Consider the following 25,253-nt stretch of genomic DNA (forward strand, 5'->3'; position numbering starts at 1 on the left):
TCGCTTCCATTCATTCTTTACGCGGACGGGGTCATCAGGCAGCGCTGGTGGAGAGTTGCTGCAGCTGCTGAACCTTGATGAACGACTCTTCCCTGGATTGCAGGATGGTCATTGCCTGAGGCTGCGCTTCGAGCAGCGGGCCGTTGGTGATCTGGCCCAGCTTCAGTAAATGACGACCTTCATAAATGTTGTGGGCAACCAGTACATTGAGGTTTTCGACGAGGTTGGGCAGTTCCTCGTCAGTGGGTTCGCCATAGATGGCGTAATGCTCATCAACCCAATAAACCCAGCCCAGATATTCCTGAACCTTTGGCGCTGCTGGTGGCAGGTTGAACGCTGAGACGTCGCCCAGCCATTCAAGTTCCGAAACGCTGCGCCAGCTTAGCCAATGGCCCCGACTGCTGCCAAAGTGAACCGGGGCAGGGCTGTAGACGCGTTGCCATGGGCCGAATAACTGATGCGAAGTTTCGTCTGCGGTATAGGCCAATGCGGCCCAAAGGCTTGGCTTTTGGTAACTCAGAAGGCTTTGACCGCCGGACCCATCGTTGGCACGCAGCAGCCAGCGAGCATGGGCCAGTGCCTTGGCCGGCTCATCAGTGATGAGTGCAATGCCGGCGTAATTTTCTTCGCAGAGTTTTGCTGCTTCGGCAGCCAGGCGACTGCCCCAAGGCGCGATCAGCCATAACGGGCCGTCATTGGCCATTTCAGCGAAATCGGTGGCGAGAAACAGGCCTTGGGAGTCGATAGGCTCGCCGATGCGATAGAGGCGGCTCATGGTGTCAGGCTGACGGGTACGGTCAATGATGAAACACAGTGTCGAGCCGGCGCTCTCTCGGGGTAGCTGTTCGAATGTGTGGCGCGGAGCCGCCAACAAAGCACTCAGCGCTTTTACATGCATGTGCAATCCTTACGGCTGCAAGCGCCGTTACTCTGTTTTCCGCACAGCGGCGTGATACCGGATTCATTCAGTCGTTTAGGCAGCGGAATCGGGACTTTCCCGGCCTTATCCGCATCCACCACCTTCATCGGCCCCGGCAACAACGGTGCTGCCGGTGTCCCCACGCCCGGCGCGCCGCCGGTGTTGATCTTCACTTCGGCGCCGCTGATGGTCACGCCGCCGGCATCGGCTTTGACGAAGCTGCCGCCGGCCTTGGCGGTCAGTTCCATTGCGCCTTCGATCACGACTTTCTGGCCGGCGTAGTAGTGGATCTCGGTTCCCGCTTCGACCAGTTGCGCCGTGCCGACCTTGAGGTGCTGGGTCACGGCGACGGTCAGGTGATCGTTGGCGCGCATTTCGCTCTTGCGATCCAGGTGGGTGATGCGGTGTTCCTCGACCTTGAATTCACTTAAAACATTGGCTTCGACCGTGTCATGCCGCTCGTTGCCAACCCGAATCTTCTGGTCGTGCTCAATGTTCTCGTCCCAGTCGCGCTGGGCGTGGATGTAGATCTGTTCCGCGCCTTTCTTGTCTTCGATGCGAAATTCGTTGTACCCCTTGCCGCCCGGTGAGCTCAGGGTCTTGAAGGTGCTGCGGGTCTTGTTCGCCGGCAGATCGTACGGAACGACGTTTTCCTTGTGGTACAGGCAGCCGGTCACCAATGGCTGGTCGGGGTCGCCTTCAAGGAAGGTCACCAGCACTTCCATGCCGATGCGTGGGATGGCGATGCCGCCGTACGCTGCGCCGGCCCAGCCGCTGGCGACGCGCAGCCAGCAGGTGGTCTTGTCGTCGGCCTGGCCGTCGCGGTCCCAGTGGAATTGCACTTTCACGCGGCCGTACTGGTCGCAGTGAATTTCTTCGCCAGCGGGGCCGGTGACGATGGCGGTCTGGCTGCCGAGGACTTTCGGTTTCGGGTGTTCGAGGGCAGGGCGGTAGTGGGCGTCCCACGGGGTGGCCACGAAGCTGTTGCGGTAGCCCTGGTGGAAATCGCTCTTGTTGTCGGTGACGTCGCTGGTGACGTTTTCGCCCAGCACTTGCGGCTGTTTGCCTTCGTGGAAGACTTCCAGCAGCAGCCACAAATCGTTCCACTCGGCGCGCGGGTGTTCGGCCAGGGTCATGAAGTGGCCGCTGGTCAGGGTCGGTTCGTCCCCTTTGCCTTCGGCGAGTTTGTAGTCGCTGCGATGGCGTTCCAGTGCGCGGGTCGAGAGGAACTTGCCGCGCTCGCGTGTGGTGAAGCGGCCGGGGTAGTCGTAGTCTTCCAGGTCCGGCATGAACGCGGATTTGACCGCGCTTTCGGGCAGGATCTTCGGTTTCTCGAAATCGTAATCGCGGCGGCTGACGCGGCTGGTGCGGGTTTCCAGGCGCAGGTTGAGGCGCTTGATCACCGGTTTGTCGGCGGTCATGCCGGAGTCTTGCTGGTAGTTGACCGGTTTCAGTTTGCGGAACACGGTCTGGTCGTCGCCGAACACCAGTTTGTGGCCGCTGCTGCTGTGCTGGAAGTGAAAGTGAATGCCTTCCTCTTCGCACAAGCGCTGGATGAAATGCAGGTCGGATTCGTCGTACTGCACGCAGTAGTCGCGTTCCGGGTATTCGGCGCCGAGCTGGAAGCTGTAGGCGTTGGCCAGGATGCCGCGATCTTCCAGAACCTGGGCAATGATCTTCGGCACGGTGAGGTTCTGGAAGATCTGCTGGTCATGGTTGTGCCGCAGGTAGGCCAGTTGCGGCACCAGGCTCAGGCTGTAACGGGTCAGGGTCTTGCCGGAATCGCCTTGCTCGATGCGATACACCAGACCATGAATCTTGCCCTCGCCAGTGGCGCCGAAGGTCAGGCAGCCAGGCTTGTGCAGGAGTTCTTCAAGGTTGAGATCGGGACGGGCGCTGACCAGTTCGATGTCGAAACGGAACGGTTCGTTGAGGGCTTCGCGACCGGTGAAGCTGAGGACTTGCAGGTCGGCCGAAGCGCCTTCGAGCGTGAGGGTAATGTGGGTAGCGTTGGCGTCCAGCATGCCTTTATTTCCGTCCATTGAATAAGCAAGGGACGGATGGTGCAGGATTAGCCGGGCTCGTACAACCCGCAAATGCCCTTCAGGGGCGTAGGGTATTCCCTTAGAACGGGCATTTGACTCAGTGAAATCGGGGCCGTCAGAGTCGTCTCACCCATCGGATCAGTCCAGACAGCCCGACTTGTACCGAAGCATCAGGGCTCAAGTTCTGTCAGCGTTTCTCCCTTGGCAGGGTCGGGCACCGGAAGCTCGTCGATTTCCAGAAAAGCGTCATTTCTACCGTAGCTCAAGAACTTGTGAGAGCTTTCGTTCCCCTTGTTCTCGAAAATGACCTGAGGTCCTTGCTGAGTCAGCAGGATCCAGCCGGGCCGATTTCTCTCGGCAAAGTTCAGGCGTTCTACCTGCGCGCTGTCTCCATCGAAGTAAAACAGCGCACCTTGCAGGTAGTTCGAGGTGAACTCTCCCGAAATCACGAGTGCGTTCACATCTTTTGTCAGATTGACGCATTGCCAATGAACGTTGCTGCCTCTGGAAGCGTCCGAGTCTTCGTACAGATAGTTCGTTTTCTGTGACTGGCGGATCTTGTAAACATGCGAGTCGAGAATGGGATGGCCACTGAGTAGCGAAACCGCACTTTCAGCACTGGAGAGATCGCAGCGGGTTACGGTGGAAAATTTGAGCTCGGCAGCCGACACCTGCAGACTCACCAGTCCGATAATCAAGCCTGTAAGAAGACCCTTCACTTGGCCATATCTCTCAATACCTGCATTGAATTGGGCGCTGCACGCAGCTTGTCTGCACAGGCCTTGATTTTGGTGTAGTACCGGCCGTCAGTCCTGCCGCGATACTTTTTGTACGCTTCAGCAATCGGATCGGCTGCGCCGTTTTTTTTCTGGCGTTGAATCAGCAATTCCAGATATCGCGTGCCAGCACGAATGTTGGTGGCTTCATCCAGAAAACCGGGGCTGTCATGGAATTTGTCGGCCTCAAGATACAGTTTTGTTTCCGGCGAACGCTCTGCTCTGGGCTTGCTCAGATCTTCTATTCTGTACAACTCCCGAACAGCCCCCTTCAATAACTGCATCAGTCCCCGCGCCGTGCTTTCGCTTGATTCGGCTTTGGCATCAAAACGAGACTCCATGTAAATCTGGCAAATGATGGTGTCGTCATCGATCGACGATTGATTGTTCTTGGCGACCAGTGCCCGGATCTCTTTCAGGCGTGCACTGTCGTCCACCGGCAGCGCAGCAGACTTTTGCACGGTCGTGGGCGTCAGCACGGCTTTGCTGGTGGCCAGCGGTTGGTTCTTTGCCACGTCAGGCATCCCAATGTGGATTGAGGGGAGGTACGTCATCGTAGACTTCGATTGTCGCGGTCTCGGCTTCGAGGCTGCTGATCTTGCGCGTCTTGCCATGCTCATCCGTTCGCCCGACGAGGTTCTGACCCGAAGTGGTTTTGATCACATAGGGAAAGTTGCGCAAGGGCAGACCGCTGTTCTGATCCGTGATGATGAAATCCATGTCGTATTCGATGGCTTCCAATACTTCCTTGCGGGCGAGCAGGTTTCCGCTTTTATCGCTGGTGGCCGGTAAAGGAATCAATGGCGCCAGAATCGCAACTCCGGAACCCACACCCGGCGCACCGCCGGTATTGGCCTTCACCTCGGCACCACTGATGGTCACACCACCCGCGTCGACCTTGACGAAACTGCCGCCAGCCTTGGCCGTCAGTTCCATGCCGCCCTCGATCACGACCTTGTCGCCGGCGTGGTAGTGAATCTCCGTGCCCGCCTCCACGAACTGCCCGGTGCCGACCTTCACATGCTGTGTCACGCCCACGGTCAGGTGATCGTTGGCGCGCATTTCGCTCTTGCGATCCAGGTGGGTGATGCGGTGTTCCTCGACCTTGAATTCACTTAAAACATTGGCTTCGACGGTGTCATGCCGTTCGTTGCCGACGCGAATCTTCTGGTCGTGCTCAATGTTCTCGTCCCAGTCGCGCTGGGCGTGGATGTAGATCTGTTCCGCGCCTTTCTTGTCTTCGATGCGAAATTCGTTATAGCCCTTACCGCCCGGTGAGCTCAGGGTCTTGAAGGTGCTGCGGGTCTTGTTCGCCGGCAGATCGTACGGAACGACGTTTTCCTTGTGGTACAGGCAGCCGGTCACCAATGGTTGGTCGGGGTCGCCTTCGAGGAAGGTCACCAGCACTTCCATGCCGATGCGTGGGATGGCGATGCCGCCGTACGCTGCGCCGGCCCAGCCGCTGGCGACGCGCAGCCAGCAGGTGGTCTTGTCGTCGGCCTGGCCGTCGCGGTCCCAGTGGAATTGCACCTTCACGCGGCCGTACTGGTCGCAGTGGATTTCTTCGCCGGCGGGGCCGGTGACGATGGCGGTCTGGCTGCCGAGGACTTTCGGTTTCGGGTGTTCGAGGGCAGGGCGGTAGTGGGCGTCCCACGGGGTGGCCACGAAGCTGTTGCGGTAGCCTTGGTGGAAATCGCTCTTGTTGTCGGTGACGTCGCTGGTGACGTTTTCGCCCAGCACTTGCGGCTGTTTGCCTTCGTGGAAGACTTCCAGCAGCAGCCACAAATCGTTCCACTCGGCGCGCGGGTGTTCGGCCAGGGTCATGAAGTGGCCGCTGGTCAGGGTCGGTTCGTCCCCTTTGCCTTCGGCGAGTTTGTAGTCGCTGCGATGGCGTTCCAGCGCGCGGGTCGAGAGGAACTTGCCACGCTCGCGCGTGGTGAAACGGCCGGGGTAGTCGTAGTCTTCAAGGTCCGGCATGAACGCGGACTTGACCGCGCTTTCGGGCAGGATCTTCGGTTTTTCGAAATCGTAATCGCGGCGGCTGACGCGGCTGGTGCGGGTTTCCAGGCGCAGGTTGAAGCGCTTGATCACCGGTTTGTCGGCGGTCATGCCGGAGTCTTGCTGGTAGTTCACCGGTTTCAGTTTGCGGAACACGGTCTGGTCGTCGCCGAACACCAGTTTGTGGCCGCTGCTGCTGTGCTGGAAGTGAAAGTGAATGCCTTCCTCTTCGCACAGGCGCTGGATGAAATGCAGGTCGGATTCGTCGTACTGCACGCAGTAGTCGCGTTCCGGGTATTCGGCGCCAAGCTGGAAGCTGTAGGCGTTGGCCAGGATGCCGCGATCTTCCAGAACGCGGGCGATGATTTTCGGCACCGTCAGTTGCTGGAAGATCTGCTGGTCATGGTTGTGCCGCAGGTAGGCCAGTTGCGGCACCAGGCTGAGGCTGTAACGGGTCAGGGTCTTGCCGGAATCGCCTTGCTCGATGCGATACACCAGACCGTGAATCTTGCCCTCGCCAGTGGCGCCGAAGGTCAGGCAGCCAGGCTTGTGCAGGAGTTCTTCAAGGTTGAGGTCGGGACGGGCGCTGACCAGTTCGAGGTCGAAACGGAACGGTTCGTTGAGGGCTTCGCGACCGGTGAAGCTGAGGACTTGCAGGTCGGGGGAAGCGCCATCAATGGCAAACCTGATGTGAGTAGCATTGGCGTCCAGCATGCTTTGAATTCCATCCTTGAATAAGCAAGAAACAAATGTAGCGGGGTTCACGCATTTCGCACAATCGGAAAATCCTGCGCACGGATGTCAGCGGAACAACCAGTCAGTTTCAGACTAAAGTCGCCTGTAGCACGTCAAAGCCATCTGCCATCATTGCCGTTCACCCCCGCGTGTTCACTGCGTCCCGGTTCTTCACTGGTCCGGGACGGGAGCTATTTCTGGTTGTTTGCGCCTTTGCGCAATCGTTGTTCTGTTGGAGTTTTCAATGCGTCCCCCATTTCCCCTCATCACCCCGCGCCAGTCGCTTGGCTTCGGAGCCTTTGTGCTGTGCGCCGGTTTTACCGCGCAGGTCCAGGCCAGCGGTTTTTTCGAAGACACCACGGCGAAGATCGAATCGCGCACGGTGTACTTCAACCGCGATTTCCGTGACGGGCACACCTCCAGTGATCAGGGCGCGTCCAAGCGCGAAGAGTCGGCGCAGGGCTTTATTCTCAATCTGCAATCGGGCTACACCGAAGGCACCGTCGGTTTTGGTATCGATGCGCTGGGCATGGCGGGTTTCCAGCTCGATTCCAGTCCAGACCGCAGCAACAGCGGCCTGTTGCCGTCCAGCGGTGACAACCCGCGCGGTTCAAAAGGTCAGTACGCAAAAATGGGCCTGACCGCCAAGGTCAAAGTCTCGGATACGGTGCTGAAATACGGCGCGTTGCTGCCGGATCTGCCACTGCTCAAATACAACGACGGTCGCCTGCTGCCGACCATGTTCAACGGTGCGATGCTGACCTCCAAAGAGGTGAAGGACCTGACCTTCATGGCCGCGCGGCTGGACAAGTACACCGCCCGGGATTCGACCGATTCGCAAGACATCCGCGTGCATTGCAAGAACAAGCGCTATGCCTGCAACACCACCGCCGATCATTTCGACATGTACGGCTTCGACTACAAGATCAACGATCGCCTGACCGCGCAGTATCACTACGCCGAGCTTGAAGATATCTATCGCCAGCACTTCGTGGGTCTGTTGGCCAATCAGCCGCTGGGTGACGGCGTGTTGAAAGCCGATCTGCGTTTGCTGAAAAGCGCCGACAGCGGCGATGCGAAAGCGGGCTCAATCGACAACCGCGCGTTGAGCGGCATGCTGTCTTACGGCATCAGCGGTCACACCTTCAGCGCTGGCTGGCAGCGTATGAACGGTGACAACTCGATGCCGTATCTGGATGGCAGCAACCCGTATCTGGTGAACTACGTGCAGGTCAACGACTTCGCCGCCGCTCAGGAACGCTCCTGGCAGCTGCGTTATGACTATGACTTCAAGGCGATCGGCATCAACGGCCTGAGTTTCCTGACCCGTTATGTGAATGGCGATCACATCAAGGTGCCGGGCAGCGATCAGGAAGGCAAAGAGTGGGAACGCGACAGCGAGTTGAAATACGTGATTCAGAGCGGGACGTTCAAGGATGTCAGCCTGCGGTTGCGTAATGCGACTTATCGCACCAACTACGAGAAGTTCGCTCGGGATGTGGATGAGACCCGGTTGATCGTGAGTTACAACTTTTCGGTGTTGTAACCGTTAGAACTGTAGAGCCTGTTCAATTGCTTTCGCGAGCAGGCTCGCTCCCACGGGGGATCTTCAGCGGACTCAGGATATGCGTCCGACGCAGATCTCAATGTGGGAGCGAGCCTGCTCGCGAAGGCGTCATTACGGGCTCCGCTAGAGCCAATGCCAGAACCGGCTCCAGAATCCGCGATTCAAATCATCCTTGCACGCCGCGTATTGCTGGCCGTACATGTCCGAGCGGTTCTGCACCTTGCGCGCCACCGGCATCAGCCACGCCTTGCTGGCATAGGTCTTCTGGCGAAAACCGCCCCAGCCTTCGTGGTAGTTGAGGTACTGATTGTAGGCGTCGTACTTGTACACGCCGTTGATCGAGGTGGTTTTGTCCATGTACCAGCCGACGAAGTCGATGGCGTCATCGAAGTCTTCACGATCGGCGCCGTAGCGACCGGTGCTTTTCTGGTAGTCGGACCAGACTTCATCCTTGGCCTGTGCATAGCCGGAGGCCGTCGAAACCCGGCCCCACGGGATCACCCACAACAGGTATTTGCGCGGCGTCTTGGCGTCGTAGCGGTAGCCGGACTCCTGATACATGATCGCGAACGGCACCTGGATCGGCACGCCCCAGCGCTTTTGCGTGACTTGCGCCGCGTCGTACCAATCACTTTTTTCGCGGAAAATCTCGCAGAGGTTTTCCGGCGAACGCGGTGGCGATGTTCCGCAACCGGTCAACAGTGCCGCCAATACCAACAGTCCAACCGTGCGCCGCGAATTCAAAAGCCGTCATCCCGTCGTGCAAAAAAGGGCGCCAGTCTACGCGGTCAGGTCAACTGGTGGCGATAAGGCAAATCCGGACCTGTTTTACTGCATGTAAGGGCGGCGGCCTGTACGGCAAACCTGAGCATGCCGTCGATCTGCTCGCGGTTAAGGTGCTGAACACCTTCCACCGAGTCCAGTTCATGTTCGGTCAGCCAGGTGATCAAAGCGGCCTGGAAGGTATCGCCGGCGCCGACGGTGTCGGCAATCTTCACTGAGCTTGCCGGCACCGACCATGAACCGTGGGCACGGCTGAACACGGTCGCGCCTTCACCGCCACGGGTCAGAAACACCACTTGGCAGCGATGCTGCAGCCAACCTTCGATGACCCGCTGTGGATCCTGCTCGGGGTACAGCAGGTTCAAATCCTCGTCGCTGACTTTGATCAGGTCCACCAACGGCACCAGCGTGGCGATCCGCTCGCGCCACAGGTCGATGTTCGGCTCGGGGTTGAGGCGCACGTTCGGGTCGAGGCTGATCAGGCGTTTGCCGCTTTCACGCTGCACCAGCGCAAGCAAGGTATCGGCAATCGGCTGCACCACCAGCGAGAAGGAACCGAAGTGCAAACCGCGCACTTCAGGGCCCAGCGTCGGCAGGTGCGCCAGGCTCAACTGGCGGTCGGCGCAACCCTCGCCACGGAAGCTGTAATGCGGCGAGCCATTGGCGCCCACCGCGACCATCGCCAGCGTGGTTGGCGCGGCGAAATCCACCAGGTAATCCGGGCGCACGCCTTCATCCCGCAGCACTTGATGCAGGCGTCGGCCGAGGTAGTCGGTGGACAGCCCGCCGAACAGCGCCGAATCCACGCCCAGACGGCGCAAACCCACCGCCACGTTGAACGGCGAGCCACCGGCAATCGCCTTGAAATTGACTTTCGATGCCTGCCCACCGGCATCGTCTTCGCTGAAGAAATCGAACAGTGCTTCGCCACACACCAGGTACATAGTTGTTTGCTCTTTATAAGGTTGCGACATGCAGTCGATAGCGTTCATAGGCCTGCTGGAAAGCCGCGACATTCGCGGCAACCGGCAGGGTTTCACTGTTCAGGTCGAGCTTCACGCAGCGCTGGCACAGATCGGCCAGAGTGTCCTCGTGGCCGTTCGACCACGATTTGCACCACGCCGCCTGAATCGCCGCGCCGAGGGCTGCGGCTTCGCTCTGCTCGGTGCAGATCACCGGGGTGTTCATGATGTCGGCGACGATCTGCCGCCACACCGCACTTTTCGAGCCGCCGCCGATCAGGCAAATGCTGCGGCTTTGTAAACCATTCTGGCGCAACAGATCCAGTCCATAACGCAGGCCGAAGGTGGTGCCTTCGACGGCGGCGCGGCACAGATTGGCCTGGGTTAGGTTATCGATGGTCAGGCCGTGCAGGCTGCCGGTGGCGTGGGGCAGGGGCGGCACGCGTTCGCCGTTGAGGAACGGCAACATGCTCACGCCCTCGGCACCGATCGGGGCCTGGGCCACCAAGGCATTGAACGCGTCGAGATCGAGGTTGAACAGTTCGCGGATCGCGCCGGTGGCGTTGGTCAGGTTCATGGTGCAGATCAACGGCAGCCAGCCGCCGCTCGAGGAACAGAAGGTCGCGACCGACGCATCCGGGCTGACCTTCGGTGCTTCGGCGTAGGCGTACACCGTGCCGGAAGAACCGAGGCTCATGGTGATCGCGCCCGGCTGAATATTGCCGGTGCCGATGGCGCCCATCATGTTATCGCCGCCACCGCTGGACACCATCGCGTTGGGGTTGATGCCCAGCTGTTCGGCAATGGCGGGAAGGATCGTGCCGACCGCTTGATGGGCGTCGATCAGTTCCGGCAGCGCGGCTTGCAGACGACCGCTGGCGTCGATGTCGCGCAGCAGCTGCAAATCCCATTGGCGGGTGCGCACATTGAAATAGCCGGTGCCGGATGCATCGCCGTATTCGCTGCACGCACGGCCGGTGAGCCAGAAATTCAGGTAGTCATGGGGCAGCAGGATCCGTGCGATGTGGGAGAACACATCCGGATGTTGCTCCTTGGCCCACAACAATTTGGAGACGGTGTAACCCGGCGCGATGACCACGCCGAGGCGTTCCAGCGAACCTTGTTCACCGCCCAGATGAGTCAGCAGGCGATCGTTTTCAGGCGTGGTTTCGGTGTCGCACCAGAGCTTGGCCGGGCGCAGGACCTGGCCTTGATCGTCGAGCAACACCAGGCCGTGTTGCTGGCCGGAAACGCCGATGCCCTGGATTGACTGACCGTCGACATTCGCCGCCAATAAAGCGCGGCGGGTGGCGAGGGCGAAGGCTTCCAGCCATTGCGCGGTGTCTTGCTCGCGGCGGCCGTTGGCGCCACTGATCATCGTATGCGCGGCGGCGCCCTGGCCGAGAACCTGACCGCTGACAGCGTCGAGGATGATTGCTTTGGTGCCTTGGGTGCCGCAGTCGATGCCGAGGAATAGTTGTTGTTTGTGCATGGTGTGAACCTGTTGGTTTTTTGGCGACTTCTAAAGCCACCCCTCTCCCCAACCCTCCCGAAACGTCGGACCGCCCCAAAGGGGAGAGGGGGAAAGGGAGCAGATTTGTGTAGGTTTCAATTCCTGAGTTCGGCTCCGGACTTTCAGGTCGATGTACCTCGGATAAACACCTCGGTCGGCTCCCTCTCCCTTTGGGAGAGGGCTGGGGTGAGGGGCTTTTCAGGCCAGAATACGCTCGAGAGTCCGAGTGACGCCTTCTTCTCGCAAGCTGTTCAGGCACCACTCAAACGCTGCCACAAACTCCTTCGAACGCGGTATCGCCGTACCGAAGATTTCTTCAACCCCCAACAACCGCTCAGTGATCAAAGCATCCTCCGCCACCAACCCCTGACAGAACGCCGCCCGAGGATCCGGAATCGAGTAAGTGTCGCCATTCTCGTCCACGCCCTTCAAGTAAAGTGCCCAAGCCGCCACCACCAAAGCCGCGCGTTTGGTCTCGCGCCCATCGGCAATCATCCGATTGATCGTCGGAATGGTGAACTTGGGAAACTTCGAAGAGCCATCGGAGCAAACCCGCTCCAACTGATCGGCAATCGCCTGATTGGAAAACCGCGCCACCAGCGTGTCCTTGTACTCGGTCAGGTCGATGCCCGGCACCGGCGCCAGTTGCGGGGTCACGTCCAGGTCCATGTAGGCGCGCATGTAGCGCACGAACAACGGGTCGTTCATGGTTTCGTGAACGAAGCGGTAGCCCTTCAAAAAGCCCAGGTAAGTCAGCGCCAGATGGCTACCGTTGAGCAGTTTGATCTTCATCTCTTCGTAGGGGGAAACATCATCGGTGAACTGCACGCCGACCTTTTCCCACGCCGGGCGGCCGTTGACGAACTTGTCCTCCAGCACCCATTGCACGAAGGGTTCGCAGACCACCGGCCAGGCGTCGTCGACGGCGTGTTTGTCCGCCAGTTGCAGGCGATGCGCGGTGCTGGTCATCGGCGTGATGCGGTCGACCATGGCGTTGGGGAAACTGACGTTGGCGTCGATCCAGCCACGCAGGTCCGGATCGAGCAGCGCGGCGAACGCCAGCAGCGCCTTGCGGGTCACCGCGCCGTTGTGCGGCAGGTTATCGCACGACATCACCGTGAACGCCGGAGTGCCCGCCGCACGCCGCTTGGCCAACGCCGCACAGAGGAAACCGAATACGGTTTTCGGCTGTTGCGGGTTCGTCAGATCGTGCTGAATCTGCGGCAGGTGCGCCATGAATTCGCCGTTGCTGTCGTCGATGCAGTAACCGCCCTCGGTGATGGTCAGCGAGACGATGCGGATCTGCGGTTCGGCGAGTTTGTCGATCAGCACTTGGGCGCCGTCCTCGGCCAGCAGCATGTCGCGGATCGCGCCGATGACGCGAACTTCGGTGTCGTCGCTGTCGCCCAGTTCGAACAGGGTGAACAGGTAGTCCTGCTCCTTGAGATCGTCGCGGGCGCGGCGGTCTTCGGCGCGCAGGCCGACGCCGCAGATCGCCCAGTCCAGCGCTTCGCCGGTGTTCATCAGCGCGTCGGTGTAATACGCCTGATGCGCGCGGTGGAAGCCGCCGACGCCGATATGGGCGATGCCCTGGCGGGTGTCGCTGAGGCTGTAGGCCGGAAGCTTCACTTCGGCGGCCAGGCGGTTGAGGTTTTGCTTGTTCAGTTTCATCGGGTCAGTCTCGAAATCAGGCGGCCGCGCGCAACGGGCGGGTCAGCGCCACGCCGTCAGCATCGAACAGATGGCAGTGGGAAGCGTCCAGGTGCAGGTTCAGTTGTTCGCCGTAACGGCTCGCCAGATCACCGCGCACACGCATGGTCAGGGCTTCGCCGGCGTTGGTCTTGACGTGGCAGAAGGTGTCGCTGCCCAGCCGCTCGCTGACGTCGGCGATGACTTGCAGGGTGCAGTCGCCCGCTTGTGCCAGCTCCAGATGTTCCGGGCGAATGCCCAGGGTCACGGCGCTGCCGACACTCAGGTTCGCCGCGTTGAAGGGCAGGGTGATGCGGGTGCCGGCATCCAGCGAGACTTCGCAACTCGCGCCGTCGATGCGCGCGATCTGCCCTTTGAGAAAGCCCATTTTCGGCGTGCCGAGAAAACCGGCGACGAACAGGTTGGCGGGGTTGTGATACAGCTCCAGCGGCGAGCCGACCTGCTCTATCTTGCCGCCATTGAGCACCACGACCTTGTCGGCCATGGTCATGGCTTCGACCTGATCGTGGGTCACGTAGATCATCGTGGCTTTGAGGTCCTTGTGCAGGCGCAACAGTTCCAGGCGCATCTGCACCCGCAGGGCGGCGTCGAGGTTGGACAGCGGCTCGTCGAACAGGAAGATTTTCGGGTTGCGCACGATCGCCCGGCCGATGGCCACGCGCTGACGCTGGCCGCCGGACAGTTGTTTCGGCTTGCGTTCCAGCATCGGGCCCAGTTCCAGAATGCGCGCCGCTTCGCCGACTTTCTTCTCGACTTCGGCTTTCGGTACGCCGGCCAGGTCGAGGGCGAACGACATGTTCTTTTTCACGGTCATGTGCGGGTACAGCGCGTAGGTCTGAAACACCATCGCCAGATCGCGCTTGGCCGGGCTGACTTCGGTGATGTCGCGCCCATCCAGTTCGATGGTGCCGCCACTGACTTCTTCAAGGCCGGCGATCAGGCGCAGCAGGGTGGATTTGCCGCAGCCCGACGGGCCGACGAACACCACGAATTCCTTGTCGTTCACCTCAAGGTCGATGCCCTTGATGATGGAAAAACCTTCGAAGCCTTTTTGCAGATTCTTGATTTTCAGGTTGGCCATGGTGGCGCTCCTCATGCGAATTCTTATTTCACGGCACCGAACGACAGGCCGCGCACCAGTTGTTTCTGGCTGATCCAACCGAAGATCAGGATCGGCGCGCAGGCCAGCGTCGAGACGGCCGACAACTTGGCCCAGAACAAGCCTTCGGGGCTTGAGTAGGAAGCGATCAACGCGGTCAGCGGCGCGGCTTTGGACGAAGTCAGGTTCAACGACCAGAAGGCTTCGTTCCAGCACAGGATCAGCGACAGCAGCACGGTCGACGCGAGGCCGCCCTTGGCGATCGGCAGCAGCACGCGGAGCATTTCCTGAGCCAGGGTGGCGCCATCGAGGCGGGCGGCTTCGAGGATGTCTTTGGGGATGTCCTTGAAGTAGGTGTAAACCATCCAGACCACGATCGGCAGGTTGATCAGCGTGTAGATCACGATCAGCGCGATGCGCGTGTCGAGCAGGCCGAAACTCTTGGCCAGCAGGTAGATCGGCATCAGCACGCCCACCGGCGGCAGCATCTTGGTGGAGAGCATCCACAGCAGCGTGCCCTTGGTGCGCTGGGTTTCGTAGAACGCCATCGAGTAGGCCGCCGGCACCGCGATCAGCAGGCACAGGGCGGTGGCGCTGAAGGAAATCACCACCGAGTTCCAGGCGAAACTGAAGTAGTCGCTGCGCTCGTTGATGTGCAGGTAGTTCTCCAGCGTCGGCGTGAAGATGAACTGCGGCGGCGTGGCGAAAGCGTCGATTTCGGTCTTGAAACTGGTCAGCACCATCCAGAAGATCGGGAAGAAAATGATGATCGCGATGGCCCAGGCCAGCGTGCCGAGCAGCAGGCTTTGCAGCCGGCGGGATTGTTGAAGAGTCATGGCAGGCCTCAGGCTTTGTCAGTCAGGTTTTTGCCGATCATCCGCACCAGAATGATCGCGGCGATGTTGGCGATGACCACGGCGATCAGGCCGCCGGCCGAGGCCATGCCGACGTCGAACTGCACCAGCGCCTGGTTGTAGATCAGGTAGGCGAGGTTGGTCGAGGCGTAGCCGGGGCCGCCGTTGGTGGTGGTGAAGATTTCGGCGAACACTGACAGCAGAAAGATGGTTTCAATCATCACGACTACCGCAATCGGCCGTGCCAGATGCGGCAAAGTCAGGTGCCAGAAAATCGCGATCGGGCCGGCGCCGTCGAGGCGGGCGGCTTCTTTCTGTTCCTGGTCGAGGGACTGCATGGCGGTCATCAGGATCAGGATCGCGAAGGGCAGCCATTGCCACGACACAATGATGATGATCGACAACAGCGGGTAGTGGGCCAGCCAGTCCACCGGCTGCGCGCCGAACAATTTCCAGATGTAGGCGAGGATCCCGGACACCGGATGGAAAATCAGGTTCTTCCAGATCAGCGCACCGACCGTGGGCATGATGAAGAACGGCGAAATCAGCATCACCCGCACGATGCCGCGACCGAAGAACTCGCTGGCCTCCAGCAGCGCACTGATCAACACGCCGAACACCACGCTGATCAGCAGCACGCTGCCCACCAGCAGCAACGTGTTGGTGGCGCCAGGCATGAAGCCGGAGTCGGTCAGGAAGTAGGTGAAGTTTTCCAGCCCGACGAATTCGTTGGTGCCCGGATCGAGCAGGTTGTAGCGGATCATCGAGAAATAGACGGTCATGCCCAGCGGCACGATCATCCACAGCAGCAACAGGGCCACCGAAGGGCTGACCAGAAACCAGCCGGGATTGGCCACGCGGCTTTTGCGCCGGGGCTGCGACAGGTCGATGTGGGCTTTGGCAGTTGAAGTATTCATGGCGTTTACAACCGAGTCATACAGACCTATGGAGATCCCATGTGGGAGCGACGGTGCGACGATTCGACTTGCTCGCGAAGGCGTGGTGTCAGACAACAAATGTTTCACTGATACACCGCTTTCGCGAGCAAGCCCGCTCCCACAGAAGGCAGGAGAGGCTTTCGCAGGATTACTTCGGATAACCCGCGCGCTTCATCTCGCGTTCGGTGGTTTGCTGGGCAGCGGTCAGTGCCTGGTCGACCGTGGTCTGGCCGATCAGCGCCGCCGAGAACAGCTTGCCGACCTGGGTGCCTACACCCTGGAATTCAGGAATGGTCACCAGCTGGATGCCGATGTACGGCACAGGCTTGAGGGTCGGTTTGCTCGGATCAGCCGCTTTCAGCGATTCCAGCGTGACCTTGGCAAACGGCGCGGCGCTCATGTAAGCGTCACTGTAGGTCGAGGCGCGAGTGCCCGGCGGGACGTTGGCGATGCCGTCGGTCTTGGCGACCAGTGCGCCGTACTCTTTTGAGGTGGCCCAGGCGCTGAATTCCTTGGCGGCATCCTTGGCCTTGGAGCTGGTAGGGATCGCCAGCGCCCACGAGTACAGCCACGCCGAGCCTTTGTCAGTGACCTGATGCGGCGCGTAGGTAAAGCCGACGTGATCGGCGACCTTGCTTTGAGTCTTGTCGGTAACGAACGAACCGGCGACGCTGGCATCGACCCACATTGCGCACTTGCCGCTGTTGAACAGGGCGAGGTTTTCGTTGAAACCATTGCTGGAGGCGCCCGGTGGGCCGGACTTCTTCATGGTGTCGACGTAGAAGTTCAGCGCGTTTTTCCACTCCGGACCGCTGAATTCGGGTTTCCACTGCTCATCGAACCAGCGTGCGCCGTAGGCGTTGGCGATGGTGGTGATCAACGCGATGTTTTCACCCCAGCCGGCCTTGCCGCGCAGGCAGATGCCGTACTGTTCCTTGTCCTTGTGGGTGAGTTTTTCGGCGAAGCCAGCGATCTGTTCCCAGGTCGGACGCTCGGGCATGGTCAGGCCGGCGTCCTTGAACAGGTCGGTGCGGTAGTAGGTGATCGAGCTTTCGGCGTAGAACGGCAGGGCGTACAGCGAACCTTTGACTGACAGGCCTTCGCGCACCGACGGGAACACATCGTCGAGGGCGTAGCTGGCCGGCAGATCCTTCATCGGTTCAAGCCAGCCTTTTGCACCCCAGAGTGCGGCTTCGTACATGCCGATGGTCAATACGTCGAACTGCCCGCCCTGAGTGGCGATGTCTGTGGTCAGGCGCTGACGCAGGACGTTTTCTTCCAGCACCACCCAATTGAGCTTGATGTCCGGATGCTCGGTCTCGAAGGTTTTCGAGAGCTTTTGCATGCGGATCATGTCGCTGTTATTGACGGTGGCGATGGTCAGGGTCTGGGCGCCAAGGCTGACGCTGCTGAGGGTCATGCAGGTGAGGGCCAGCAGAGCTTTTGCAGTGGGTTGCATCGTGCACTCCTTTTCTGCACCCGGCGGGGGCAGAAGGACAGTTATTGTTTTTGTGTTCTTCCAGGGGGGGAAGAATGTGCACTGATTACAGCCTTCTGACGCAGGGCTGACAAATCATCCCTAGCACTTGAATCGATACTTTTTTGCACTCGGGATTGGTGCGGCAAACGCAGGGAAGGGCGTTTCAGAAGGACGGCCTGCATTAATCCGTACAGGTTTTCCGGCGTCAGCCGTGGTTTTGCTCGGTCAGGCGCTGTACCACCAGTCGCCGATAATGCGAAGGCGTCATGCCTTTGAGCTGCTGAAAGCGCCGATTGAAATTGGAAATATTGTTGAAACCCGACTCGAAACACACCTCGGTCACCGGTTTGTCGCCGTCCGCCAGCAGTTCGCAGGATTTGCTGATGCGCAGGCGATTGACGAATTCGATGAAGTTGCGCCCGGTGGCCTGCTTGAACACCCGGCTGAAATAGGTCGGCTTCATGCCCAGGTGCTCGGCGACTTCCTCCAGCGGCAACTCGCGGGCGTAGTGGGCGAAGATGTAATCCACTGCGCGGTTGGTGCGGTCGATGTTGTGCTCGTCGGCCAGTTGCGGGGTGGTCGCGCCGGACAGCAGCTGGTAGTCGTCGCAGGCCGCCAACAACTCCATCAGGATGAAAAAGTGCCCGAGGCGGGTGATGCCGTTTGAATCGGCGATACGTTGCATCAGGGTCATGGCTTGGCGAATGGTGTGCGGGGAACGGAATTCGATGCCGTACTGCGCACGCTCGAGCAGCGGCGCCAGGGTCTTGAGTTCGGCGAACACCTGATGACCGCTTTCGAACAACTCATCGGTGAAGTTGACCAGCATGTCGCGTTTCTCGACCACTTCGTCTTCGGCCACCTGGCTGATCCAGTTGTGCGGCAGATTGGGGCCGGTGAGAAACAGGGTCTGCGGGTAGAAGTTGCCGATGTAATCGCCGATGAAGACCTTGCCCGAACTGGCGACGATCAGGTGCAGCTCGTATTCCTTGTGGAAATGCCAGCGCACCAGCGGGCAGGGGAAGCCGTGCTGACGATAGATGATGGACAACCCGTTATGGTCATCCATCAGTTCGTAGGAGGGGTCGGTTACGCGGGCTGTGCGGGTCATGGCAGGGCACTTTTCTTGTTATAGCCGACCGATCATGCCTTTTTCCACGCCTGTTACGCCACCATGCTCTGTTCGGTGGTGCGGACAACCTTTCGGCGAGCCTTTTCCAGGTTTACCGTTCGGCAATAGGAAACGATCCGGCTGTCTTTAATAAAGTCGACGTTGATGATGTTGCACTTCATCGCCCAGTCACTTTTTGCCGGATCAAACCAGGCATTGAGTTCTTGTGAGATTCTGGCCGGCCCCCTCCGCGCCGTGTAACTGGTTGCAGACAACGACCATGGTGCCCAGCTGCCTGGTGGTACCTGCATGACACGTTCGATGAATTGTTTCAACTCATCGGGGTCGGTTCTGTCAATGCCCGACCATTTATGGCTGATGTAATTGTTAAATACATGGTAATCCAGCTGCCAGTGTGATTTGGCGGCTGCAAATACGCGTTGTTGAGAGCTGGCTTGTTTAAGTTGATGGAGACTGAGGGGAAGGTTCTTGCTGGGGATGAGACGATGCCCCAGCAATTGAATCATTGTTTTATTGAATTGCTCGTAATCGAAGTTATTGCCGTCGAGTTCGTGAAAGTCCAGAACGATGAATTCATCGGGACACAACTGTAAAAACGATTCTATATCAATGATCAGATCATGAAGAGTGCGGGAACTTCGAACTCCACCGTGATGCGCTTGAAACTGTCGGGCACCCTCGGCTTTTGCATCGTAGATCAAACGCAGGTCGAGTGCCCGGGCACCATTGAGAAGCTGAGAGTAAAAGGAGGCATGCTGACATGCCACGTAATACCGTGGCACGTAAAACGGATAGGAGGCAAGCCAGTCACTGCCCGCATTATGAGTGCCCGGGAGTGTCAGTTCGCTGATCGAAAGCATATTGATGGCAGGTGTGGCTGCCATCCAGGTACGAGTTTCAAAGTTGTTGTCAATATTGTTCACGGTTGAGTCCTGCATTGAAGTTTTATGGTGATGCCGAAGTGTGAAATTGTTTGTTCGGCATTTGCAGGGATTTTTATAATGGCTAATTGGTTGGTTGTCTAATTTTGGTCTGATGCAAGTTATTGGTTGATGTGTTTAAAGTTTTCAACATTGGATTTATTTGATCTTTTTTTTGGCCTCTATCCATTGCGACATATACTGCGTGCTTTTGTGTGCATGATGGCGAAGCATACTTCCGATGAAGTTGGTGTTTCTTGAAAGTTGCAGATTTTTCTGGCAGCTCAGCAGTCTTTCGATCAGCGCTGGACCATGTACCCGTTTTGAATATCGATCACTGAGTAGAGTGCGTCCCTGGACTTGGGCCTGTTTCCACAAAGATTCGTCCTGGTAAAGCGCCACCGCCGCATTGGCGAGACTTTCGGCGGTTGCATCGATGGTCCCAGGCCAGGCCTGTTCGCCGTGCATCCCCTCGGCGCCAATCGGTGTCGTGACGCTGGGCGTGCCACACAGCATGGCGTCAACCAGTTTGCCTTTGATGCCGGCACCAAAGCGTAGCGGCGCCAGACACACGCGGGCCTGAGACATCACCTGTAACGCATCTTCCGCCCAGTTCATGACATGGAAACCTTGGGCTGCGTTGTGCAGTGCCGTGGCTTTGGGCGGTGTGTAAGCACCGTAGACATGCAATTGGGCTTCTGGCAATCGAGCGCGAATCAGCGGCCAGACCGTGGTCTTCATCCACAGCACCGCGTCCCAGTTGGGAGCGTGACGGAAGTTGCCGATGCTGAGGAAATGCGCGCGCTCATCAAACGGACGGAAGACCGCGTCTGGAATCTCGACCATCAACGGGCACCAGTGCAGCAATTGTCGCGGCAGCCCGAACTGAGACACCAGCAGCTCGATCTCGACTTCGGAAATCATCAGATTCAAATCACAGCGGTACAGGGATGCGATCTCCCGTTTCGCCAGATCAGAACACGCCATCAATTCAAACTCTTCACGCAACGCCGGGACATACAACTGGCGGAAGTCGTTCTGATCGGCGTCGGCTTTCAGGCGCTCCTTGAGGCGATGATGCCGCGCATGCCGCAGGCTTTGCAAGTCTGAGGTTTCCAGCACGCGCAGGGCGTTCGGGCAGTGCTTTTCAACGCGCCAACCGAACTGTTCTTCCATCATGAACTGGTCGAACAAGACAATGTCCGGTGCAAGTTCGCTGATAAACACATCGAAACTGCTGTTGTTCAGTTCGATAGGGACTTCGCGGATGCCCATTGAAGTCAGATCGGCACGGTGTTCACCGGGGCCTGCTGGACTGGCGAAGGTAATCTGCCAGCCCTGTTCAAGAAACGTCTCGAGAATCTGCATCACGTGTCCGCTTGCCGCCGAAGAGCGAGGTTCCGGCCAGACATAGCCTATGACCAGGATGTTGGTTTCGGGCTGGGACATGAGGGCGATTCCTTGAAACATGAAAAAAACAGGGCGCGCATTAAAGCACAAACCGGGCAGTGCCCGGTTTGTCGTTCTTAGGGCTTGGGTCTGGCGAGTTGAATCGGCAGTGTTCCCTGAATGAACTTGTATTTCGTTTTATCGGCTGCCTCCAGTGAGCCCTTTATATAGGCCAGATTGAACATCAGCTCGCGGGGGTTGCTTCGACTCTGATCCAGCAGGGACACCGCCAACGAATAGGAGTCGGCATTGCGAAGCGCCGGATGCTGGCGAACGATATCGGGCTGACTGTTGATACTTGCCTGGAACTCGGTAAATGAAGGTGGCTGAGCTGAGCTGAAGTGCGGATTGACGAGATTATCGGGATGGGCGCTTTTGGCGTCCTTCGCAAAGTCGATCAGGCCCGCCGCATCGATGGGGGCGGCTCCGGAGCCCGAAGTTATTGGATAACCATAGTAGAAATCCAGGGTCTGCGGCGCACCGTGGGACATTTCATGGATCAGCGCATCGGCAATCCGTGCTTCGTCGTAGCGGGAGATTCTGTAGAGATCGTCCAGGCCATCCTTGTAAATCACCAGAAAGTGCTCGGTGCTGTCCTGGACGGTGCCGCCGGCCAGCACACTGGTTTTCCATCGTTTATAGGCATTGGTACGTAATGCCGCTGCCGCTTCCGAACCGCGCTTGAAGGACATATTGGCCAGGGTGACCGAGTCCAGATCCTTGCGCATGACTTTCAGATTCGCGAGCAAGTAATTCAGGGCCTCATCGGAATCACTGCCGAAGACATACTTCAGAATCGATCGAACGTCATCGTCGGGAGCCTTCGACAGCAGCGCGATAGCGTTGTCGAGCTTGGTTCTGGCAAGTGGAATGGCTTTACTCACATAAGTGCGGGTATAGCTGAACGGATTGATCAGGTTGAATAGCTTGCGCAAAGGGGAGGTTGCCGCCACTTTGAAATTTTTCAGGGCAGGCCCCCATGGGCCACCTGTTCTAAGGTTCAGTGCACGCCAGTCGCTGTTTCTCTCAAGGGCGATCAGGCTCTTCGACTCACCCAGGTCACCGACGGCTTTCCAGGTGCCTTGCAGCAGATCGGATTTTTGCGCGGCCTTGATCAAGTCATAGGATTGCGCGCTACCTGCCAGTCGGCGCAATTGACCGGTGGCCGTTTCCACCGCTTCAATGGCGTGACCGGTCAGCAACAGGACGCCGCGTCTGGTCAGACGGGCACCCTTCAACACCAGCGTGGGCAAACCGTCCAATGGATTGACCAGTGACAAGGCAAAATGGGCGCTGGCCTTGGCAATCTTCAGCACCTTGCTGGTCATCGAGGCCGTTCTGGCAACGATGCCGGCCACCGAGGCGCCGAAGCCGATAATCAATCCCAGTAGCGCCAGGCCATCCAGGACACAGCCACCGACGCCCTCGGTGACGCGCTCGGCATCGCCGGAGTTGATGTCTTCGATGCACTTCTTGAAAGGCACGAGAACATTAACGAGGGATGTATCCAATGCATTGTTGTAGTCACGCAACTGTTGCAGCTCGGTCCGGGTGTTCAGCAGCGTGTACAGTTCCTCGCGGGTGGCCATTGGATGACAGCTCAAAACGCTTTCTGCCAAGGCATCGAGTGCAACGGAGAAGAATAAAGGCACGGGACGCGCATCATTCGATTGGCAAGTGAAGTGCCAGAGCTTTTCCACCACGACTCTGGAACTGACGTCTGACCTGGGCTCGCTGCCGTCAAGATAGGCTGCAAAGTCGAGCGGCCATGGCTGCTCGAACCGTTTGTCCTGAAAGTCCGTCTCAGCACCGACGTAAGATAATTCCGGGGTGTCGTCGATCACCCCGCGCGATTGAATCAAGGTAGCCAGATCCGGTCGTGCGCGGCACAGCCCTTTAAGTGGGAACAACTCATAACAACGGAATTCACCATCGCTGCGACTGCCCAGAATAATCCCGTAGCGTCCCTTGGCGGCATTGCGCTGGCGCTGAGTCTCCTGAAATGCATTCAGCGGATTCACTTCATTGCGCACGGTATAGAGAGTGGTGGAACCATTGATCAGGAACTTTCTGTCTTCCTCGGGCAACTGGGTGATTGCCATTTTTATGACAGAGGCGAGGCCGTTCTGTAGCGTCGGATAGTACTGATCAAATGCCGCATCGAACAATTCATCCACGGACTCAAGTTTGCTCAATCTTGAAAAAGCCCCCTTCGGAAGTTTGAGATTGGTAGTGGCCACAAAGCTATTATTGAATTGCCCGCCAACTTCGAGATCGTCAGACATGTATAGATCGAGAATCGAAGCGCGAAGGTTCAATACTCTAGAGAAAACAAGACTGTCCACTCCAGTTTCATGAGCCAGTGACTCCACAATATTGGGAATATTTAACGGGATCTGCGTGAGCACCAGATTCAGAAAGTTTCGCTCTTTTAAAGATGCAACGTATCTGATCTTGTAAACACGCTGTTCGAGATAGTCTCCTCCCGGCATGACGCGCTTCAAGGCCTCCAGCGCCAACTTGCGTCTATTGGGTGGAGTGACCGATAGACCGGATTCCATTTGGTTCAACGCTTCGGCGTATTGGGTGAAGTAAGAGGCAGCGGTATTGAAAGTCGCGACGTCGTAGTCCGTATCGGCAATATAAGGAATCAGTTCGTTGAGCATGGCCCAGTGGATGATCGGTCGAATGGCCGTCACCTCGTGAAGAAGGCGCTGCGCCTTGCTGACAGGCGCCAGATCGGAGAATGCCATGATGTCGCTGTACTTCATCAACCGGGATGTACCCGGTGCAGCCGCTTCGATCAGCGCTACAGCCTGGGTGAGCACTACCCATCCCGGTTTGTCGATGGTCAGTTCATCAGGCACGCCTTGCACGAGAAATTCGGGAGCCACCCCCGACAGCAGCAGATGCGCTGCCAACGAAGCATTGTGCGGTTCCAGTAACGTGTTGGCGACGAGGTGTTGTTCCACCTCCAGCACAATGTCGGATGCGGTGCGCGAGGCATTGGCAGGCTGGTACAGCGCGAGACCGGCAACGGCTTTGCTGTGTCTGTCGACATCCGATACCAGATCCAGAATCAAGGCAGTGACCACCAGGTAATCGAGCTGGCGCGTGGCGACGTCAGGATGGTCGGTATCCAGGTGCCATTCCAAACGTTTGTGCAACGTTTCGCCCAGTGTCCTGACTTTCGCCCTTTTCAGAAAATCTTTCAAATAGCCACCAGCACGCTCACGTCTGACGGCGTCGGGGAATGCACTGAAGTTCTTCAGGGCGATGTACTGCAGCAGGCTTGTCTGTCCGTGGGTTGTTTCGTCAATCACGTCGCGGATGGTTTGCCGGTCTGCAGTCGACAGATGAAAGGCAGACTCCGGGGGTTCCATCAACAATTCGTGATAGTCCCCGGTCGCAGGGGCGGAAGGCATTTCGAACTCCAGGAAATCGATCAGGCTTTGCGTCTCATCATCGGTGACTGGTATATCGAACTGGTGATAGCGCAGCCATTGTTCAACACCGATGACCGGCCCCGAAAAAACACAGCCGCCTGTCTGTAGCGTGCATTCGGCGAGCATTTGCAGTTCATCTTGCAGAGCAGATGATTCGCCGTCGTGAGTCAGGTCAATCCAGATTCCGTCCTTCAGTACCCAGAGAACAGCGTGTTCATCGACACTGACAAGAGCGTCGGAGGGTAAGTAATACTTGGTTTTCAAACTGGAAAAGGCATCGCTTGCGATCAACTTCGACAATGCAACGCGAACGAATTCCTCGGCGGTGTCAAAAGTGGAGCCAGCCGTTCGTGGAAAAGTGGCAGGGTGAAAAGTACCGGATACCTTGACAGGGCGATTACTTTTCAAGTCTTTAAGAGCCACAATAACCGTGGCTTTTTCCTTTTTGTCGAGTTCTGGTTGTTGGGTAAACGTAAATAAACTTATCGAATTGATGTCCGGTATCAAGGTCGGAGCAGGTTGCATAAGTAAAAAAATCCTTATTGTTTTAAAGATATGACTTCCTCACTGGTCGTGCGGGGGCTTTATTGATGGTGCATGCGCCATGAGTCGCCGCAGAGTAATAGTGCTCCGCGCTGACTTGGTAGTTGAATTTGATTTCGGGGTTGTTCGCTAAGTTTTAAATTGTTGCGCTGAAACTTGCGCGACCGATAACAGTGTGGCTATGAAGCAAGTGTCCGGAAGTGACGAGCATTTCAATATAACCAGCGCGTCGAGTGGTTTTTTCAGAGCTCTGGCTTGGTCGTATCAAAGGTGAAAATGCAAAAAAAACCACAACTGCCGGCGGCCTGAGAATAACTGAGTTCTTCGACGCAGGTGCAGTTGTGGCTGGTTTCAAAGTGGGTCAGGGCAGATCGAATGTCTGCC

18 protein-coding genes are annotated in these 25,253 nt (G+C 58.0%); 1 reads left to right on the top strand and 17 read right to left on the bottom strand.

What is annotated here, in order from left to right:
• Positions 1-34: 34 nt before the first annotated feature.
• The 5 genes from CAF76_RS01005 to tssI all read right to left on the bottom strand — a co-directional run bounded on the left by CAF76_RS01005 (position 35) and on the right by tssI (position 6,452).
• Complete coding sequence (locus CAF76_RS01005) at positions 35-898, bottom strand: DUF4123 domain-containing protein (protein ID WP_085646504.1); 864 nt, start codon at positions 896-898, stop codon at positions 35-37.
• Positions 889-2,943 (bottom strand): type VI secretion system tip protein VgrG, encoded by a 2,055-nt coding sequence (locus CAF76_RS01010; RefSeq protein ID WP_085646505.1) that lies wholly within the window; start codon positions 2,941-2,943, stop codon positions 889-891. The genes CAF76_RS01005 and CAF76_RS01010 overlap by 10 nt, the downstream gene beginning before the upstream one ends.
• A 191-nt stretch (positions 2,944-3,134) precedes the next feature.
• The gene (locus CAF76_RS01015) at positions 3,135-3,683 is read right to left on the bottom strand and encodes a hypothetical protein (RefSeq protein WP_085646506.1); all 549 of its coding nucleotides are present in this window, start codon (positions 3,681-3,683) and stop codon (positions 3,135-3,137) included.
• Positions 3,680-4,255, bottom strand: a complete 576-nt coding sequence (locus CAF76_RS01020) for a lytic transglycosylase domain-containing protein (protein WP_064596421.1) — start codon at positions 4,253-4,255, stop codon at positions 3,680-3,682. The genes CAF76_RS01015 and CAF76_RS01020 overlap by 4 nt, the downstream gene beginning before the upstream one ends.
• A 1-nt stretch (position 4,256) precedes the next feature.
• On the bottom strand, positions 4,257-6,452 hold the full coding sequence (gene tssI / locus CAF76_RS01025) for a type VI secretion system tip protein VgrG (protein WP_085646507.1): 2,196 nt from the start codon (positions 6,450-6,452) through the stop codon (positions 4,257-4,259).
• A gap of 265 nt (positions 6,453-6,717) precedes the next feature.
• On the opposite strand from tssI, the gene CAF76_RS01030 reads away from it, so the two are divergent.
• Positions 6,718-8,019 carry an OprD family porin gene (locus CAF76_RS01030; RefSeq protein ID WP_085646508.1) on the top strand — a complete coding sequence of 434 codons (1,302 nt, stop codon included), beginning with the start codon at positions 6,718-6,720 and terminating at the stop codon, positions 8,017-8,019.
• A gap of 144 nt (positions 8,020-8,163) precedes the next feature.
• Here the strand turns inward: CAF76_RS01030 and CAF76_RS01035 are convergent, their stop codons facing one another.
• The 12 genes from CAF76_RS01035 to CAF76_RS01090 all read right to left on the bottom strand — a co-directional run bounded on the left by CAF76_RS01035 (position 8,164) and on the right by CAF76_RS01090 (position 24,851).
• Complete coding sequence (locus tag CAF76_RS01035) at positions 8,164-8,784, bottom strand: hypothetical protein (RefSeq protein WP_085610228.1); 621 nt, start codon at positions 8,782-8,784, stop codon at positions 8,164-8,166.
• Positions 8,785-8,828: 44 nt separating this feature from the next.
• Positions 8,829-9,767: a carbohydrate kinase gene (locus CAF76_RS01040; RefSeq protein ID WP_085646509.1), complete on the bottom strand. Its 939-nt coding sequence runs from the start codon at positions 9,765-9,767 to the stop codon at positions 8,829-8,831.
• A gap of 13 nt (positions 9,768-9,780) precedes the next feature.
• Positions 9,781-11,277: a xylulokinase gene (xylB, locus tag CAF76_RS01045; protein ID WP_085646510.1), complete on the bottom strand. Its 1,497-nt coding sequence runs from the start codon at positions 11,275-11,277 to the stop codon at positions 9,781-9,783.
• A gap of 219 nt (positions 11,278-11,496) precedes the next feature.
• Positions 11,497-12,969, bottom strand: a complete 1,473-nt coding sequence (locus CAF76_RS01050) for a mannitol dehydrogenase family protein (RefSeq protein WP_085646511.1) — start codon at positions 12,967-12,969, stop codon at positions 11,497-11,499.
• A gap of 16 nt (positions 12,970-12,985) precedes the next feature.
• The gene (locus CAF76_RS01055; protein ID WP_085610232.1) at positions 12,986-14,089 is read right to left on the bottom strand and encodes an ABC transporter ATP-binding protein; all 1,104 of its coding nucleotides are present in this window, start codon (positions 14,087-14,089) and stop codon (positions 12,986-12,988) included.
• Positions 14,090-14,112: 23 nt separating this feature from the next.
• Positions 14,113-14,943: a carbohydrate ABC transporter permease gene (locus tag CAF76_RS01060; protein WP_007957423.1), complete on the bottom strand. Its 831-nt coding sequence runs from the start codon at positions 14,941-14,943 to the stop codon at positions 14,113-14,115.
• A gap of 8 nt (positions 14,944-14,951) precedes the next feature.
• Positions 14,952-15,878 (bottom strand): carbohydrate ABC transporter permease, encoded by a 927-nt coding sequence (locus CAF76_RS01065; protein ID WP_039768250.1) that lies wholly within the window; start codon positions 15,876-15,878, stop codon positions 14,952-14,954.
• A gap of 169 nt (positions 15,879-16,047) precedes the next feature.
• Positions 16,048-17,358, bottom strand: coding sequence for a sugar ABC transporter substrate-binding protein (locus tag CAF76_RS01070; protein ID WP_085610234.1), 1,311 nt, complete (start codon positions 17,356-17,358; stop codon positions 16,048-16,050).
• 226 nt (positions 17,359-17,584) lie between these two features.
• Positions 17,585-18,490: an AraC family transcriptional regulator gene (locus tag CAF76_RS01075; RefSeq protein WP_039768255.1), complete on the bottom strand. Its 906-nt coding sequence runs from the start codon at positions 18,488-18,490 to the stop codon at positions 17,585-17,587.
• A 53-nt stretch (positions 18,491-18,543) separates the two neighbouring features.
• Positions 18,544-19,434 (bottom strand): phospholipase, encoded by an 891-nt coding sequence (locus tag CAF76_RS01080; protein WP_371857874.1) that lies wholly within the window; start codon positions 19,432-19,434, stop codon positions 18,544-18,546.
• Positions 19,435-19,590: 156 nt separating this feature from the next.
• Positions 19,591-20,880 carry a glycosyltransferase gene (locus tag CAF76_RS01085; protein ID WP_085646513.1) on the bottom strand — a complete coding sequence of 430 codons (1,290 nt, stop codon included), beginning with the start codon at positions 20,878-20,880 and terminating at the stop codon, positions 19,591-19,593.
• A 77-nt stretch (positions 20,881-20,957) separates the two neighbouring features.
• Positions 20,958-24,851 carry a hypothetical protein gene (locus tag CAF76_RS01090; protein WP_143491791.1) on the bottom strand — a complete coding sequence of 1,298 codons (3,894 nt, stop codon included), beginning with the start codon at positions 24,849-24,851 and terminating at the stop codon, positions 20,958-20,960.
• Between the last annotated feature and the right edge of the window lie 402 nt (positions 24,852-25,253).

The organism is Pseudomonas sp. B40(2017) (assembly GCF_002112855.1).
GTDB lineage: Bacteria > Pseudomonadota > Gammaproteobacteria > Pseudomonadales > Pseudomonadaceae > Aquipseudomonas > Aquipseudomonas pharyngis.

What these genes read in the sequence shown, in the direction of transcription:
- CAF76_RS01005 (WP_085646504.1), bottom strand. Translation starts at nt 898, where the DNA reads ATGCATGTAAAAGCGCTGAGTGCTTTGTTGGCGGCTCCGCGCCACACA.
- CAF76_RS01010 (WP_085646505.1), bottom strand. Translation starts at nt 2,943, where the DNA reads ATGCTGGACGCCAACGCTACCCACATTACCCTCACGCTCGAAGGCGCT.
- tssI (WP_085646507.1), bottom strand. Translation starts at nt 6,452, where the DNA reads ATGCTGGACGCCAATGCTACTCACATCAGGTTTGCCATTGATGGCGCT.
- CAF76_RS01030 (WP_085646508.1), top strand. Translation starts at nt 6,718, where the DNA reads ATGCGTCCCCCATTTCCCCTCATCACCCCGCGCCAGTCGCTTGGCTTC.
- CAF76_RS01040 (WP_085646509.1), bottom strand. Translation starts at nt 9,767, where the DNA reads ATGTACCTGGTGTGTGGCGAAGCACTGTTCGATTTCTTCAGCGAAGAC.
- xylB (WP_085646510.1), bottom strand. Translation starts at nt 11,277, where the DNA reads ATGCACAAACAACAACTATTCCTCGGCATCGACTGCGGCACCCAAGGC.
- CAF76_RS01050 (WP_085646511.1), bottom strand. Translation starts at nt 12,969, where the DNA reads ATGAAACTGAACAAGCAAAACCTCAACCGCCTGGCCGCCGAAGTGAAG.
- CAF76_RS01055 (WP_085610232.1), bottom strand. Translation starts at nt 14,089, where the DNA reads ATGGCCAACCTGAAAATCAAGAATCTGCAAAAAGGCTTCGAAGGTTTT.
- CAF76_RS01060 (WP_007957423.1), bottom strand. Translation starts at nt 14,943, where the DNA reads ATGACTCTTCAACAATCCCGCCGGCTGCAAAGCCTGCTGCTCGGCACG.
- CAF76_RS01065 (WP_039768250.1), bottom strand. Translation starts at nt 15,878, where the DNA reads ATGAATACTTCAACTGCCAAAGCCCACATCGACCTGTCGCAGCCCCGG.
- CAF76_RS01070 (WP_085610234.1), bottom strand. Translation starts at nt 17,358, where the DNA reads ATGCAACCCACTGCAAAAGCTCTGCTGGCCCTCACCTGCATGACCCTC.
- CAF76_RS01075 (WP_039768255.1), bottom strand. Translation starts at nt 18,490, where the DNA reads ATGACCCGCACAGCCCGCGTAACCGACCCCTCCTACGAACTGATGGAT.
- CAF76_RS01085 (WP_085646513.1), bottom strand. Translation starts at nt 20,880, where the DNA reads ATGTCCCAGCCCGAAACCAACATCCTGGTCATAGGCTATGTCTGGCCG.
- CAF76_RS01090 (WP_143491791.1), bottom strand. Translation starts at nt 24,851, where the DNA reads ATGCAACCTGCTCCGACCTTGATACCGGACATCAATTCGATAAGTTTA.